The organism is Tumebacillus lacus, from assembly GCF_026410385.1.
GTDB lineage: Bacteria > Bacillota > Bacilli > Tumebacillales > Tumebacillaceae > Tumebacillus > Tumebacillus lacus.
The window spans coordinates 61,503-76,366 of the sequence record NZ_JAPMLT010000008.1 but is presented as its reverse complement, the minus strand read 5'-3'; the positions used below and the strand labels follow the sequence as shown (position 1 = coordinate 76,366).

Genomic DNA, 14,864 nt, shown 5'->3' with positions numbered 1-14,864 from the left:
TCTGCGTATCTGACAGACTTACAAACTCCGGCTGTACTTCCGATAGCGCAAAAACATCACAAACGAAGCGGTGAGCAGCCCGGTCAACAGCCAGAACGCCATTCGGTACTCCAGCCCTGTCGCGAGCAGGAGACCGCAGACGGAGACGCCGAACGCGCCGCCGAAGAACTGGATCAGCTGAGCCATTCCCATGCCGGTGCCGATGTCGTCTTTGGGCAGGCGGCGGGAGATCTCGTTGGTGAGTGCCGACGTGGTGGTGGAGAAGCCGACGCTCATGAACAGATACGAGACGAGCACCATGTACGGCGACAAGGACGACGTGGTCGCCAGCAGCACCGTCGAGAGCAAGAGCAGCAGGTGTCCGACCCGCATCAGCGGCGCGTTGCCAAAGCGGTCGATCATCCGGCCGATGTAGCGGGCGGCGACGGCGGAGAGCATCGCGCCGGGGAAGATCATCAGGCCGATCTCGGCGGCGTTTTTGTCGAACAGTTTGGCCAGCAGGATCGGCATCACGAACAGAGAGGCAAAGTGGGTGAAAAACGCCGCGAAGCACATGAAGATGATGCGCAGGTACGGACCGTTTTTCAGCAAGCGAGGCTGGACGAACGGCGGATCAAAGCGGTTGATCCGCAGCCAGCACAGGGCGAGCGACAGCACGGAACCGACCAGCCACCCCCAGTGGAACGTGGTCAGAAACAGCAGCGCACCTGTCACTCCGGCACCGAGCAGGAGGCCGCCGACGATGTCAAAGCGCAGCGGTTGCGCTTGTTCGCGGGGGAGCCATTTGAGAAAGAAGGGCAGGAGCAGCAACACGCAGGCTGACACCGCAAACAGGAAATTCCACCCGAGCGTCTCCGTGACCGCGCCGCCGATCACCGGGCCAAGGCCAAAGCCAAGCGACGCGGCGGAGGAGATCATCGACATCGATTTGCCGCGACGTTCGATCGGGATGTAGCGGGCGGCGAAGACGGCCGAGACGCCGGGCGCACAGGCGGCTCCGGCCGCTTGCAGGAGCCGGGCTGCCATCAGCAGGTAGAAATTGTGCGCGAACACGCCGACCATCGAGGCGAAGAAAAACAGCGACACGCCGATCAAGAGCAGCCGCCGGATCGGCACGAAGTCGGTCAGGCGCGAAAAGGTGATCGTCGCGATGGCAAAGACGATGGAGTAGCCGGTGACGATCCACGACGATGCGCTGGCCGTCAGATGAAACTCGCCCGACACCGAGGGCAGGGCGACGTTGAACATCGTCGTGTTCATGACGACGAGAAAGACGGTCAACGCCCAGAGCGGCATGACCAGATGCTCACGGACGGTCGTGGCTGCAATCCCGTTGCCGGGCGTTGCAGTCGCTGAGCTGTCGGACATGGGAAGAGCCTCCTCATTACTTTCTTTTCTACATCATAGCATGGAACTGGGAAAGGAAGGGAAAGAGAGAGTGGATGCAGAATTTTCAGTCTTATAATGACGGAATCGAAAAAAAAGCGCCTGTACACTCGCGAAGAGGTACAGGCGTTCTTTGTGCGATCCATTCCTTCAACTAATACGTGAAGCCGTGCGTGTATGCAGCCGCCATCGCGTTGCCCGTCGCGTCTTGAACGGACGCAGCCGGGAGGAAGACGGTGTACGGTGCGCCGACAACCAGCGGGGCTTTCGGGGTCACTGTCAGGGTGGTGCCCGTCAACTCAATGGAGATCGCGACGCGGTTGCCGTTTGCGTCGGTCAGTTCGATGACGTCATACGCTTTGCCCGCCGTCACCGCTTCGCTGAACGTAAAGACGGTGACGCCGTCGACCGTTTGCGCGGTGGTGACGGCAGGGAGTTCATCCTTGGGTTGCACCGGTGCGGTGGTGAAGGAGAACGTCGTGCTGCCGAGCGATGATTGGCCCGGTCCGTCCATCACGGCGCCTGCCGGGATCGTCACGGTGTAGACCGCGTCGAACGCCAGCGGCATGTCCGGGGTCAGCGTCAATGTGTGGCCGGTAAAGTCGGCGTTGATCTTGACTTCTTGACCGGAAGCGTCGGCAAAGGAGATCTGGTCAAATGCCGGGCCTGCTTGCACCGCTTCGGTGAACTGGATGGTCACCGATTTGTCGACCGGGAAACCCTTCTCGCCGTCGGTCGGCGTGGTGCCGATCAACTGCGGCGCGACATCGAGGAAGATCGCGTTGCTCGACTGGCTGTAGGTCAGGAAACTGCCGTTCGGGCGTACCGCCACGAGGTTCGCCGAGTATGGCAGGTCGTACGTTTTCAGGGCCGAGTCGCGGTCGTAGATCCCGGTGGCGGAGAAGACGCGGCTGCCTTTCGCGCCGATGATCTGCTCCGGGTAGGTGGTGAGCACGGTGTTCAGGGCGGACGAGGACAGGCGGTGTTTAGCAAAATAAAGATCGTTGCCGTCCTGTTGCAGGAAGCGAGCCGGGTACGAGAAGCCGTAGCCGCCGTCGTAGTTCGAGCGGTCCGCCTCGGTCAGATCGGTCGTGCGCAGCGCGAGCAGGTCGGAGCCGGACAGACCGGATTCGCCGACGTAGAGTTTGCCGGTGGTGCGGTCGACCAGCAGTTCCGGCTGGTAGTAGGACGTGGACAGTTTGGAGATCGCGCCGGTCAACAGGTTGTACGTGCGCAGGTTTTCTCCTTGGTCGTAGCCTGCGCTGAACAGCTTGTCCGCCGTGACTTCGAGGCGGTACGGGTTGTGATCGAGCGCGTGGGCGGTGACGAGCGCAGCGGTGGCCGCGTCGTACACGACCGCTTTGGTCGCGCCGCTCAGTGCGATGTAGAGCTTGCCGTCGACGAGATCGATGTCGGACGGAGCCGAGCCGACGAACACTTCCCGCGTCACTTCCAGCGTGCCGGCGTTCAGGTACAGGAGGCGGTTGCCGTCTTGGGAGATCGCGTAGATCGTGTCGTTTTGCTCGTCATAGACCCAGTCGATCAGTTTGAACGGCAGGTTGAGACGGTTGTTTGCAGGCGTGTAGGTGCCGGCCGGGAGTTTGTCGGTGAGCTGGACTTTTCGGATCGATTTGGCCGTTTCGTCGAACAGGTAGGTATTGTTCGCGGTGTCGGTGACGGCGAGCGTGGCGGTCACCGGGAGAGTGGCCCGTTTGACAAACGTGTTGCGGTCATAGACGGCCGTCTTGGAGAAGACTCCATGGCCTGTTACCGCGATCAGTTGCTCGTTGTAGCTGCCGTTGATGACGGAGAGCTTGCCCGCGTCGAACTGCGAGCCTGCGTAAAACACATGGCCGCCTTCGACGATCACTTTGCGGGACGGATTGGAGAACCCGGAGCCGTCGTTGTAGGTGGATTGGTTCAATTTTGCATAATCGGTCGTGCGGATCGCGGTTACATCGCCGCCCGACGTGTTCGACTCGCCGAGATAGAGCGTGTGCGTGACCGGGTCGAGCGTGAGGTCCGGGTCGGAGTAGGAGCCGGGAGTCGTGAGCTTTTTCACCGCGTTGGTGGTCAGATCGTATTCGTAGAGATACGCCCACGACGCGTCGGTGATGAAGATCAATTTGTTGCCGTCGACGACCGCGCGGAACGGATTGGTCGTGGTGGTCAGCGTTTTTTCCAACGCTTGCGTCGTCAAGTCGACGACGGCGATGGAGGTTGCGCCGGACAGCGGGATGTACAGTTTGCCGCCGGTCATCTCGATGTCGCTCGGTTGCGACCCGATGTGGAGGTCTTTTTCCACAGTGAAGTCGGACAGGCGGATAAACAGCAGGCGGTTGGTCTCCGTGGAAATGCCGTAGAGATAGCCGCGGGATGCATCATAGACCCAGTCGCTGAGCTTGCGGTCGAGGACGATCTGGTCGGTTTGCGCTTGATACACCGGCGCGGTCAGCGTCGGCTGGAGCTGGACGCGGTGGATCGATTTGGTGCTCTCTTCGTACAGGTAGGTGTACGACGCATCGACGGCGGTCAATTGGGCTGTGACCGGGAACGAGGCGATTTTCACAAACGTGTCGCGGTCATAGACGGACGACTTGGTATAGACGAGCGAGCCTTTGACGAGCGTGAACGCGTCATACGGAAGCGTGTACGTGCCGGACACGCGGCTCAGGTTGCCGGCGTCGAGCTGTACGCCGCCGTAGAAGAGGCGGGTGCCGTCTGCGATCACGCTGCGGGCTGCGTTGGAGAAATTGGAACCTTCTTTATAAGAAGTCTGCCCGAGCTTGACGTTGTCGGCGGTGCGGTAGGCGGCGAGGCGGGACGACGAAGTGCCGCTGTCGCCGACGTACAGGCGGGAGGTCGCCGAGTCGGCGATCAAGGACGGGTTGTAGAACGTGTCGGTGCCGACCGTTTTATAGGTGCCGGCCGCCATGTCGTGCTCTTGGATGCCGACGGAGCCGCTGCCGTTTTTTAACTCGGCATAGTAGACTTTGTTGCCGGCGACGGCGAGGTCGGACGGCGTGTTTTTCAACGTGACCGTCTTTTCCACCGTCTTCGTCGCGAGGTCGACAACAGCCGCAGCGGTCGCGCCGGAGAGGGCGACATACAGTTTGCCCCCCGCGAGTTCCACGTCCATCGGCTGGGAGCCGACGAACAGTTCCTTTTCGACGGTAAAGTCGGAGAGGCGGATGAACAGCAGGCGGTTCGTCTCGCGGGAGATCGCGTAGAGGTAGCCGTTCGCTTCGTCATGCGCCCAGTCGTTGAGCTTTTTGTCGAGGACGATCTTGCTCCCGAGATGCTGGTAGTTGGAGGTCGGCAGTCCGTAGGCGAGCTGAACCGTCTGCAGGGAGCGGGTCGAGGCGTTGAACAGATACGCCTGTCCCGTGCTGTCCACAGCGGCGAGCGACGCGGTGGTCGGCAGCGTCCCGACTTTGACAAACGCGTGTCGGTCATAGACGGCGTTCTGCGAGATCACGTACGAGCCGTTGGCGGCGAGGACGTGCTCGGTGTAGTCGCCGCGAATCACGCTCAGGTCGGTGTTGCTTAGTTGGCGGCCAGCGAAAAACAGCGCCCCGTTGTCCAAGGTGAGTTTGCGTTGCGGGTTGGAGAAGCCGTAGCCGTTGTCATACGTGGTCTTGCTGACCTGCGCGTGGTCGGTCGTGCGGAACGCATAGCCGTCCGCACCGGATGTGCCCGACTCGGTCAGGTAGAGCAGGTGAGCGGCCGGGTCGACCGCGAGCTCCGGCGAGGAGTAAGAGCTCGTGCCGATCTTGGTATTGGTGCCGGTGCTCAGGTTGTGGACGTAGAGATAGGCCCACGACCCGGAGTCGACGTAGAACAGTTTGTCCCCGTCGAGCGCCGTCTTGAACGGCTTGGCAGAGAGGGTCAGCGTTTTTTCCAACGATTGGGTGGCGACGTCGACGACAGCAGCGGAGGCGACGGTCGCGCCGGACAGCGGGATATAAAGTTTGCCGGCCTGCAGGTCGATGTCGGTCGGCGCGGTGCCGACGACGATCTCCCTCTCGACCGTCAGATCGGAAGTACGGATGAAGAGCAGTTTTCCAGTGTCTTTGGAGATGGCGTAGAGGTAGCCGTTCGCTTCGTCGAGGACCCAGTCGGTCAACGTCTGAGTCAGCGTCGCGGCGGCCGCTTGCGAGGCTGGGGCATAGCTGCCAAACAGCGTCGTGAACACCATCGTAAAGCATAAAATCCATGAGTAACGAGTGGAATTCATCTTTTGATTTATCTCCCTTCTATTTCCATATAACTTATATTTTAGCACAAAATAAAGCATTTTGAGAAGATGTTCAAACATGACTAAATTAAAAAGACCGCTGTATTTGACAGCGGTCTGACGTGAGTATGAAATCGTTTTCACACAACGGGGTTACAATTCGGATCGGGTGTAGACGGTCGGCATGACGTCTTCCAAGTAGTCGCTGATGATCGCGGCATCTTCTTGCTGGTAAATGCCCAGTTTGCTGCCGAGCGTCTCTACATCCCGCACCTCGTGCAGGTCGAAAATGCCGAAACGGTTGTTCTGCAAAAGCAGGATCAACGCCTTGCCAAAGAAATGGGAAGAATAATTGATCACCAGATCGTACTGGCTGTGGTCGGTGACCAGCGTGACGAAACGCGAACGGGACTCCTCATAGCTTTCATTTGCGATATGACGCGGCATGGACATCCACCTCTTTTCTCGGAATGACTTTCAGACAGGTTGACAGGAGGCTGGTGTTAGTAAGCATCCTATGGGCGGCATCGACTTTTTATGCCCGTCCTACGAAAAGATATGCTATACTTTAGTCAGATAACGTGATAAAGGAGGCCGATGAGGATGCTCGTCGACTATCATACGCACCATGAACGCTGCGGACACGCGGTCGGGCGTTTGGAAGAGTATGTCCGAGCTGCTAGAGAGCGCGGACTGAAGGAGATCGGACTGAGCGACCACCAGCCGGTGCTGCACATCCGCCCGGAGGATCTGCTCCCGGAGGTGGCGATGCCGCTGGAGGAGTTGCCGTTGTATGTGCAGGAAGCGCTGGCGTTGAAGGAAAAATACCGCGGGGAGATCGAGGTCAAAGTCGGCCTCGAAGCGGACTGGGTGGCAGGCTACGGCGAGCAGGTGCGGGCATTGCTCGCGCAGTATCCGTTCGATTATGTGATCGGCTCGGTGCATTTTCTCGGCGACTGGGATCACACCGACAGCCGTCAGCTGGCCGGGTGGGAGACGCGGGATGTGTTAACGACCTATGAAGAGTATTTTGAACAGATCCGGGCTGCGGCGGCGAGCGGTCTGTTTGACACGATCGGGCACATCGACGTGATCAAGCGGTTTGGGTACAAACCGGAGCGGTCGTGGGAGCATTTGCTGGAGGAGACGGTCGTCGCGGTGCGCGACGCGGGCGTGTGCGTGGAGGTCAACGCGTCCGGCCTGCGGTACCCGTGCGCCGAACAGTTCCCGTCGAAGCGCATGCTGGAGATGATGCACAGCCACCGGGTGCCGCTGACCATCGGCTCGGACGCGCACAAACCGGAGCACGTCGGTCTTGGGCTGGACACAGTCGTGGCCCTGCTGCGCGAGGTGGGATATCGGGAGGTATACGGATTTACCGGGCGTGAGCGGTACGCGATCGGGATCTAGAGAGAAGAGACAGAGGAGATAAAGGGAGGGAAAAGGCTGCCTGCGAAGGCGGTCTTTTTTACGTCGAAACAAGCTGAGAGTATGCCGCCACCTCTTGAAAGGGAACACTGGGAAGATTGTTATTTTCCGATGATTCCTTTCCTTTGGAGGGTTTGTGAGATGGCTCGGAGTACGAGGCGAAGTTATGAGTATTCATGGCGGGATTATGCGTTTGAGAGTGAGGAGGGGCGGCGGGGGCCGTCGGCGTTTTTGTATGCGTTGCCGTGTGTGGCAGTGTGGGCGGCGTATCTGTTGGTGTTTTTTCCAGGGCTGATGAGCATGGATTCGCTGGTGCAGTGGCAGCAGTTGCAGACGATGGAGCTCTCCGACTCGCATCCGGTCTTTCATACGCTGTTGAACTGGGTGCTCACCCGGTTGTGGGAGTCGCCGGCGGCGATTGCGTTGGCGCAGATCTTTGCTCTGTCGCTGGTTTTCGGAGCGGCGATGGCGCAGTTGGAGCGGCTCGGTGTGCCGGTGTGGGTGCGGGTCTCGCTGACGGTGTTTGTGTGCCTGCTGCCGACAAACGGGATGATGGTGCTGAATCTGTGGAAGGACGTGCCGTATTCGATCTCGCTCTTGTGGCTGACGGTGCTGTGCCTGAAAGTCTTTCAAAGCGACGGAGCCTGGCTCTCGGAACGGCGTCATCAGGCGGTGCTCGGCATCTCGTTGATGTTTGTGATCTTGTTGCGTCATAACGGTATCTTGCCCGCGACGGCGACGCTGTTGGCCATCGGGATCGTGTACCGGGAGCAGTGGAGGAGGGCGTTGATCATCGGGGCGGTGTGCGTGCTGACCGTTGTGACGGTGAAAGGGCCGGTCTACGAATCGTTGCAGGTGCAGCCGGGAGAGCGGTGGCAGGCGTTGTCGCTGCCGGTGCATCAGATCGGGGCGATGGTGCGGGCCGGTGTGGCGGTGCAGCCGGAGGATCGGGAGTTGTTGGCGAGCTTGTTGCCGATGGAAGAGTGGGAGCGTTCGTATCGACCGTATACGGTGGATACGCTGGTGCACCATCCTGATTTTCAAAAGCAGATCCTCAATGAAAAGAGCGGGGAGTTCGTCCGGCTCTGGGTGCGGTTCGTCGCGGAACATCCGCATGTAGCGTTTGTGGACGGGACGGGGCTGACCTCGCTCGTCTGGTCGGTGCCGCAACCGGCGGACGGGTACACGTACACGACACAGCGGGATATCGATGCGAACAAAATGGGCCTGCGACTGGCGCATCCGCTCTCTCCAGAACGCGAAAATGCCGTCCGCCAGCTGGTGGCATGGACGGAGGAACCGGCGCGGGTGTGGTGGATGTGGCGTCCGGCGTTGTATCTGTATGCGCTGTGCGCTCTGGCCGTCGTGGCGGCGATCCGGCTGGGCAGGGAGGCGTTGCTCGTGACGGTGCCGATCCTGGCCAACGCGGCGGGGCTGTTGGTGACGCTGCCGGCGCAGGATGTGCGGTATCTGTACGGTGCGTTGCTGATCGCTCCGGTGATCGCGGGTCTGGCGTTTGCCAAGGAAGACCGAGTGGGACGGGCACACCCGTTTTGGAAATAACACCCTCGCTGAGACAGCGAGGGTGTTTTTGCGGTGCGGGTCTAGCCTTGCTGGTCTTGTTGCGCTTGCTGGTTCAGTTGCGTGCTGTCCGGGGACGGTAGCGTCGCACCCGGCGGCTGAAATTGCGGTTCGACGGAGGCGTCGAGGCGTTGCCCGAGTTCCCCGATCTCACCGGCTTCCACCGTGTACTTTTGGTGGTTTTGCTGTTTGGCGGCTTGATGACCGCCTTGCACCAGTTCCATGCGAGCGGCTCGGTGCGCGGCCGGTTCGTTGAAGCCGACGGTGCCGACCTCGGTGTTGAACTGCTGTCCGCCTTGTTGGAAGCGCTGGATCGGGCTCTGTTTGGAGCGGCTGGCTTGCTGGTCTTGGCCAAAGTAACCCGCGTAGCCTTGTTCCTGCTGACCTTGACCGGCCGCGCCGATGGAGCCGATCTCCGACTGGAAGATCTGCGCGGAGGACTCGGCGGTCTTGACGGCACCGGACTGGAACGCTTGACTTTGCGCGCCTTGCGCCTGACCTTGGCCGGCCCCCCCGATGGTGCCGATCTCCGACTGGAAGACTTGGGCCGATTGCTTGGCCGTCTTCACGCCGTTGACGCGGCTTTGGGCTTGCGCAGACTGACCTTGTGCTTGGCCCGTCTCCCCCATCGTGCCGACTTCCGTTTGGAAGACTTGCGCGGAGGATTGGGCCGTCTTGACAGGTTGTTGACTGTCGTTGTCGCTTACCGCACGATTCTCACCCATGTACTCAAAAGAGCTGGCGGTGTACCCGTTGTTGCCTTGCTGAGGCTGACGTTTTCTCGGCGAGGCGTCTTCGATGTCCCCGATCTCGGTCATGAAGTTCGCCATGCGCGTGCGGTTTTCACCGGCACCCGGTTTGTTGCGCTGAACCACGTAGTACCAAACAGCAAATGCGGCAAACACAATCAACGCCGTGATGAGAAACCCTGCAATTGTCATCAACAGTCACCTCCTGAAAAGTAGTGTGGGCAGTTCAGGGGAAGGACATGTCAGGCAATTGACGGCAAAAGAAAACGCCCACTGCCAAGGAGAGGGAGTGGACGGATCAACACCGCTTGAGACGGCGGGACGATTTACTTGTGAGTTTCCAGGTCTTTGGCCAGAGCCGCGACCGTGTCGGCCGACAGCGGCACTTCGGAGACGAGAGCCGGGTGGTCGAGCAGCACGCGCACTTGCTCATGCTCAAAGGAACCGTTGGTCAGGTAAGCGGCAGCCGTGTCCGTGAGCGGGAACTTGAGGTAGTGAACAGAGGTGGTGAACTCGCGGTCGTCGTGTTCTTCTTCGAACACCGCTTGCAGTTTTTCGTCGCCGACGATCAGGTACAGATGATGCTCGATGCCTTTGAGCGCGGTGAGCATCTTTTGCAGGCGGTCTTGGTCGTCCACTTCGATGAACAGCGTGCCGGACAGTTCCTGCGGCGCCGGGATCATCGGGGAATAGATGTCGATGTATTCCTGTACTTCTTTCGGGTCTTCGAGGTCTTCGCTGTTGATCAACTCTTGAATCTGGAACAGCACCGTGTTGCGGTTTTCAAACAGAAGCGTGATGCCGTCGGACAGCTTGATCCGGCGCGGACGCTTGTAGTCGATCATTTTCTTGATGTATTCGTCGCGGCCTTGGCGATACGTGGAGAGAGCTACGATGTCGGTGCGGGAGATCGTCGCGGTTGTCATGAAAAATCCACCTCCGGATATGTTTTTGTTGAGGATGAAGTGACCGCCCTGAACGTAGTATGTACAGGGCGGCCGATGTGTTGCGACAGGATAATGGGATTACGCGTTCAGGGAGTCCAGCAGTTTTTGGAAGCGTTGAGCATGGACGCGCTCTGCTTTTGCCATGACTTCCATCCACTCGCCGATTTCAGCGAAGCCTTCTTCGCGAGCGACTGCTGCGAAGCCCGGGTACATTTCGGTGTACTCGTAGGTTTCACCCGCGATTGCGGACGCGAGCATTTCTTTCGCGTTGCCAACCGGCAGGCCGGTGACCGGGTCGCCTACGTTGCCGTTGCGCAGTGCGTCGAAGTGACCGAATGCGTGCTTGGTTTCGCCGTTTGCGATGGTGCGGAACAGGTCTGCTACTTCTACTTCGCCTTCGGTGTCCGCTTTTTCTGCGAAGAACAGGTAACGACGGTTTGCTTGGGATTCGCCAGCAAATGCTGCTTTCAGGTTGTCAGCGGTTTTGGAACCGACCAGGTTTGCTACTTCTGCCATGGGGAAATTCCTCCTTAGTATGGGTGTTCAGTTGGGTTCGTGTGTGGTGAACCTGAACTAATTCTAAATTTATACTAAGTCAACATTGGCTGCTCAGGATGTAAGGCGCGTCACATACATGTATGAAATGTGTGTTCTATCACGTTCGAAGGGTGTGGTCCTGTACATGAAACGTCCAAGTGAAGATGTGAAGATCTTTTCCGGCTCCTCCAATCCGATGTTGGCCACCGAGATCTGCCGATTGCTCGGCACAGAAGTGGGCGCGGCTGAGCTGTCCCGATTCTCCAGCGGGGAGATCTATGTCGGGATCGGTGAGAGCGTGCGGGGAGCCGACGTGTACGTGCTGCAGTCGTTCTCCCACCCGGTCAACGAGCATTTTGTTGAACTGATGGTGATGATCGACGCGCTGAAGCGCTCGTCGGCAGGCATGATTAATGTGATCATCCCCTACTACGGCTATGCGAGGCAGGAAAAGCAAGACCGTTCCCGCGAACCGATCACCGCCAAAATGGTCGCCGATGTGCTGACGACCGTCGGCGCAGACCGGGTGATCACGATGGATCTGCATGCGCCGGCGATTCAAGGCTTTTTTGACATCCCGGTCGATCACATGACGGCGCTCGATCTGATCGCCGATCACCTGCGCAATAAGGACCTCACCGACCATATCGTCGTCTCGCCGGACGCAGGCCGGGCCAAGACGGCGGAGCGGCTGGCGACGTACCTCGATCTGCCGGTCGCGCTGATGAACAAACGCCGTCCGAAGCACAATGAAGCGGAGATCACCCACGTGATCGGCGATGTGCGGGGCAAGATCCCGATCATCATTGAAGATATGATCGACACCGGGGGCACCATCGTCAAAGTCGCCGAGGGGCTGGTCGAGCACGGGGCCCTGCCGCACGTGATCCTCTGCGCGACGCATGCGGTGTTTTCCGACCCGGCATTGCAACGCCTGCAACACCCGGCGATTCGCGAGGTGATCGTCACCGACACGCTGCCGGTGGAAGCGCCGGTGATGCAAAAGCTGCGCGTCCTGTCTGTCGCGCCGCTGATCGCCGAGGCGATCGACCGCATCCATCACAACCGCTCGATCTCCAAACTGTTCTCAGAATCGAACCGCTGAGAGAAATTGTGTTATACTAAGGAAACATAATCAACGAAACGGAATGGAGGTGACCTCGCGTGGACAAACCGAAACGGGAGCCTGAGCGACGGGTCAGCAACGTGATCCCCTTTCAGGTGGATGGCGCGTTTTTCTTTGAACGGGCGGTGCATTACCTCGACCGTCACGACTTGAAAAACGCCTTGAAAAACTTTCGGAAAGCGGTCGAGTACGAGCCGGACAATCCGGTTCACCACTGCAACCTCGCGGGCGTACTCTCCGAACTGGGCGACTTCGAGGAGTCGAACCGCATTTTAGAAAAGATCCTCAAAGACATCGCACCCGATATGGTCGAGTGCTGGTTTTACATGGCGAACAACTACGCCAACCTCGGGCAGTACGATCTGTCGGAGGACTACGCCGCCCGCTATCTGGAGCATGAGCCGGAGGGGGAGTTTGCCGAGGATGCCGAGGAGATGCTCCAGATCCTCGTGCAGGAGTTTGGCGGCGGCAAGGTGCTGGAAGAGCGCAAAAAGCGGCAGGAAGAGGAGCAGCGGGAACAGGATCAGGCGCGACGTTTATTAGAAGAAGGCCGGTTCATCGAGGCGTCCGAGTATCTGGAGCGCGCGATTGAACAGCAGCCGGACTCGACCGCGCCGCGCAACAATCTGTCGCTGGCGTACTACTATCTCGGCGAACTCGACAAAGCGATCGAGATCGCCCAGGATGTGTTGTCGCGGGACAACTCCAACGTGCATGCGCTGTGCAATCTGGCAGTCTTCTATCAGCACTTGGGCGATAAGGAAAATCTCCAGCAGATCCTCGAAGGGCTGCGCAAACTGTACCCGCTCTACTTCGATCACACCTACAAACTGGCGACGACGATGGGCATTTTGGGCGAGCACGCCACAGCGTACCGTCTGTTTCGCCAACTGCTGCGCTGGAGTGACCGCTCCGATCCGATGCTGCTCCATTGTGTGGCAGCGGCGGCGGCCAACCTCGGATTTTTGGAGAAGGCGCGCAAGATCTGGCTGGAAGTCGAGGAGCTCGACCCGGAGTCGGAGATCCCGGCGTTCTTTTTGAAAAAGGTCAACAAGGCGCTGGAGGCGGGCAAAGGGACGATGCAGTCGGTCTCCTACCAGTACCACATCCCGTTCAACGAGCAGTTCAAAGCGATGAAAGAGCAACTGCAAAACGGCAAGCTCGGCGCGTGGCGCAACGACCCGCTGGTCCGCTCGTCGCTGTTCTGGGCGTTGCGGCACGGAGATCTGGAGACCAAAATGCAGGTGATTCAGACGTTCGCGCTGATCGCCGACAAAGAGGTCGAGGCGGCTCTGCGCGAGTTTTTGAAAAACGCCGACGAGATCGACCAGTTGAAAAAATTGGCCCTGTACGTGCTGCGGCACATGGGTGCGGACGGTCCGTTTGAGGCGCATCTGGAGGGCGAGGAGATCCTGTTGCGCGTCGAACAGCCGAGCGACGATCTGCTGACGTTGAAGCCGGAGTGGCAAGAGGTGCTCACGCTGGCGGAGGCGAGCCTGCAGGAGTCCTGCGGGGCGAAAGCGGACGGTGTGGCGCGGGAGATCTGGGTCGCCTTTCTGCAACGGACGTTCCATGCGTCGCCCCGCATCCAGCGCACGGCTCCGTGGGCGGCCGCTCTGGAGTACGCGGTGCGCAAACAGCTCGGGGAGAAGATCTCGCAGGCGGAAATCGCCAAGCGGTATGAGGTGTCGCCGAACAGCGTCTCGCGGATGTATCGCTCGCTGACGACTAAAAACGAAACCCCGGAAACGCCGGAATAAAGGCGGCAGAGTCAGCAATTGTGGTATCTCTTACAGTCAAATGAGAATCTGGTTTCATATACTAGAGGGCGAGGGCGGATGACCGACTCGCCCTTTTTCGTATACTACATGAGACTGTTGCCGACCATTTGGCGTTTTTTATTTGAGGAGGGTACCATCATGAGCGAGAATCTTTATGATGTGATTATAATCGGCGGCGGCCCGGCGGGTATGACCGCAGGCCTGTACGCGAGCCGTGCAAACCTGAAAGTGGCGATGATCGAGCGCGGCATGCCGGGCGGCCAAGCGTCGACGACACACTTGATCGAGAACTTCCCGGGCGTGAAGTCGATCGGCGGGCCGGACCTGTCGATGATCATGCTGGAGCAAGCGCAAGAGTTTGGCACGGAGTATATCACCGCCGAGGTCGAAAAGATCGAAGACGCGGAGAAAAAGATCAAGAAGGTCATCACTTCGCGCGGCGAGTACCTGACCAAGACGATCATCCTGACCACCGGTGCCCAACCGCGCCTCTTGGGCGTGCCGGGCGAGGACGAGCTGCGCGGCCGCGGTGTGTCGTACTGCGCAACCTGCGACGGCGCGTTCTTCCGCGACAAGGAGCTGGTCGTCATCGGCGGCGGGGACTCCGCAGTCGAGGAAGGCATCTACCTGACCCGTCACGCTTCGAAAGTGACGATCATCCACCGCCGCGACGAGCTGCGGGCGCAGAAGATCCTCCAGGATCGCGCCTTCAAGAATGAAAAGATCGAGTTCATCTGGGACACGGTGGTCGAGTCCATCGAGGGCGAAGGCAAGGTGCAGCACGTCCGTATCAAAAACAACAAGACGGGCGAGACTGGCGAGTATGCGTGCGACGGCGTGTTCATCTACGTCGGCATGGAGCCGAACACCGGCTTCTTCTCCGAACTGCCGATCCTCAACGAAGGCGGCTACATCGTGACCAACGCAAAAATGGAAACGGCAGTCCCGGGCATCTTTGCGGCGGGCGACGGCCGTGACACGGTGTTGCGCCAAGTCGTGACGGCGACGGGCGACGGAGCAATCGCAGCCTTCTACGCAGGCCACTATGTGGAGCTGTGGGAGGAAGACCAAGAGTAGACAAGGGAGTTCTCT

The 14,864-nt window shown here is 59.4% G+C and carries 11 protein-coding genes; 5 read left to right on the top strand and 6 right to left on the bottom strand.

Annotated elements, in window-relative coordinates; genetic code table 11:
- Nucleotides 1-18: 18 nt before the first annotated feature.
- From OS242_RS13880 to OS242_RS13870, 3 genes are all read right to left on the bottom strand, one after another.
- Nucleotides 19-1,368, bottom strand: a complete 1,350-nt coding sequence (locus tag OS242_RS13880; protein ID WP_267152283.1) for an MFS transporter — start codon at nucleotides 1,366-1,368, stop codon at nucleotides 19-21.
- A 172-nt stretch (nucleotides 1,369-1,540) separates the two neighbouring features.
- The gene (locus OS242_RS13875) at nucleotides 1,541-5,623 is read right to left on the bottom strand and encodes an Ig-like domain-containing protein (RefSeq protein ID WP_267152282.1); all 4,083 of its coding nucleotides are present in this window, start codon (nucleotides 5,621-5,623) and stop codon (nucleotides 1,541-1,543) included.
- A gap of 153 nt (nucleotides 5,624-5,776) precedes the next feature.
- Nucleotides 5,777-6,070 carry an SAV0927 family protein gene (locus tag OS242_RS13870; RefSeq protein WP_267152281.1) on the bottom strand — a complete coding sequence of 98 codons (294 nt, stop codon included), beginning with the start codon at nucleotides 6,068-6,070 and terminating at the stop codon, nucleotides 5,777-5,779.
- Nucleotides 6,071-6,226: 156 nt separating this feature from the next.
- Between OS242_RS13870 and OS242_RS13865 the strand changes: the two genes are divergently transcribed.
- Together OS242_RS13865 and OS242_RS13860 are read left to right on the top strand one after the other, a co-directional pair.
- Nucleotides 6,227-7,033: a histidinol-phosphatase HisJ family protein gene (locus OS242_RS13865; protein ID WP_267152280.1), complete on the top strand. Its 807-nt coding sequence runs from the start codon at nucleotides 6,227-6,229 to the stop codon at nucleotides 7,031-7,033.
- 159 nt (nucleotides 7,034-7,192) lie between these two features.
- Complete coding sequence (locus OS242_RS13860; protein WP_267152279.1) at nucleotides 7,193-8,614, top strand: DUF6020 family protein; 1,422 nt, start codon at nucleotides 7,193-7,195, stop codon at nucleotides 8,612-8,614.
- 41 nt (nucleotides 8,615-8,655) lie between these two features.
- Here OS242_RS13860 and OS242_RS13855 read toward each other — a convergent pair whose 3' ends face one another.
- From OS242_RS13855 to OS242_RS13845, 3 genes are all read right to left on the bottom strand, one after another.
- Nucleotides 8,656-9,573: a hypothetical protein gene (locus tag OS242_RS13855; RefSeq protein ID WP_267152278.1), complete on the bottom strand. Its 918-nt coding sequence runs from the start codon at nucleotides 9,571-9,573 to the stop codon at nucleotides 8,656-8,658.
- 134 nt (nucleotides 9,574-9,707) lie between these two features.
- Nucleotides 9,708-10,307 (bottom strand): DUF3501 family protein, encoded by a 600-nt coding sequence (locus tag OS242_RS13850; protein WP_267152277.1) that lies wholly within the window; start codon nucleotides 10,305-10,307, stop codon nucleotides 9,708-9,710.
- Between the two features lie 99 nt (nucleotides 10,308-10,406).
- Nucleotides 10,407-10,844 (bottom strand): rubrerythrin family protein, encoded by a 438-nt coding sequence (locus tag OS242_RS13845; protein WP_267152276.1) that lies wholly within the window; start codon nucleotides 10,842-10,844, stop codon nucleotides 10,407-10,409.
- A gap of 166 nt (nucleotides 10,845-11,010) precedes the next feature.
- Between OS242_RS13845 and OS242_RS13840 the strand changes: the two genes are divergently transcribed.
- The 3 genes from OS242_RS13840 to trxB all read left to right on the top strand — a co-directional run bounded on the left by OS242_RS13840 (nucleotide 11,011) and on the right by trxB (nucleotide 14,849).
- Nucleotides 11,011-11,970 (top strand): ribose-phosphate diphosphokinase, encoded by a 960-nt coding sequence (locus tag OS242_RS13840; protein WP_267152275.1) that lies wholly within the window; start codon nucleotides 11,011-11,013, stop codon nucleotides 11,968-11,970.
- A gap of 59 nt (nucleotides 11,971-12,029) precedes the next feature.
- Complete coding sequence (locus OS242_RS13835) at nucleotides 12,030-13,751, top strand: tetratricopeptide repeat protein (RefSeq protein WP_267152274.1); 1,722 nt, start codon at nucleotides 12,030-12,032, stop codon at nucleotides 13,749-13,751.
- A gap of 156 nt (nucleotides 13,752-13,907) precedes the next feature.
- On the top strand, nucleotides 13,908-14,849 hold the full coding sequence (trxB, locus tag OS242_RS13830; protein ID WP_267152381.1) for a thioredoxin-disulfide reductase: 942 nt from the start codon (nucleotides 13,908-13,910) through the stop codon (nucleotides 14,847-14,849).
- Nucleotides 14,850-14,864 lie beyond the last annotated feature (15 nt).

What these genes read in the sequence shown, in the direction of transcription:
- OS242_RS13860 (WP_267152279.1), top strand. Translation starts at nt 7,193, where the DNA reads ATGGCTCGGAGTACGAGGCGAAGTTATGAGTATTCATGGCGGGATTAT.
- OS242_RS13840 (WP_267152275.1), top strand. Translation starts at nt 11,011, where the DNA reads ATGAAACGTCCAAGTGAAGATGTGAAGATCTTTTCCGGCTCCTCCAAT.
- OS242_RS13870 (WP_267152281.1), bottom strand. Translation starts at nt 6,070, where the DNA reads ATGCCGCGTCATATCGCAAATGAAAGCTATGAGGAGTCCCGTTCGCGT.
- OS242_RS13875 (WP_267152282.1), bottom strand. Translation starts at nt 5,623, where the DNA reads ATGAATTCCACTCGTTACTCATGGATTTTATGCTTTACGATGGTGTTC.
- OS242_RS13855 (WP_267152278.1), bottom strand. Translation starts at nt 9,573, where the DNA reads ATGACAATTGCAGGGTTTCTCATCACGGCGTTGATTGTGTTTGCCGCA.
- OS242_RS13850 (WP_267152277.1), bottom strand. Translation starts at nt 10,307, where the DNA reads ATGACAACCGCGACGATCTCCCGCACCGACATCGTAGCTCTCTCCACG.
- OS242_RS13865 (WP_267152280.1), top strand. Translation starts at nt 6,227, where the DNA reads ATGCTCGTCGACTATCATACGCACCATGAACGCTGCGGACACGCGGTC.
- OS242_RS13845 (WP_267152276.1), bottom strand. Translation starts at nt 10,844, where the DNA reads ATGGCAGAAGTAGCAAACCTGGTCGGTTCCAAAACCGCTGACAACCTG.
- OS242_RS13880 (WP_267152283.1), bottom strand. Translation starts at nt 1,368, where the DNA reads ATGTCCGACAGCTCAGCGACTGCAACGCCCGGCAACGGGATTGCAGCC.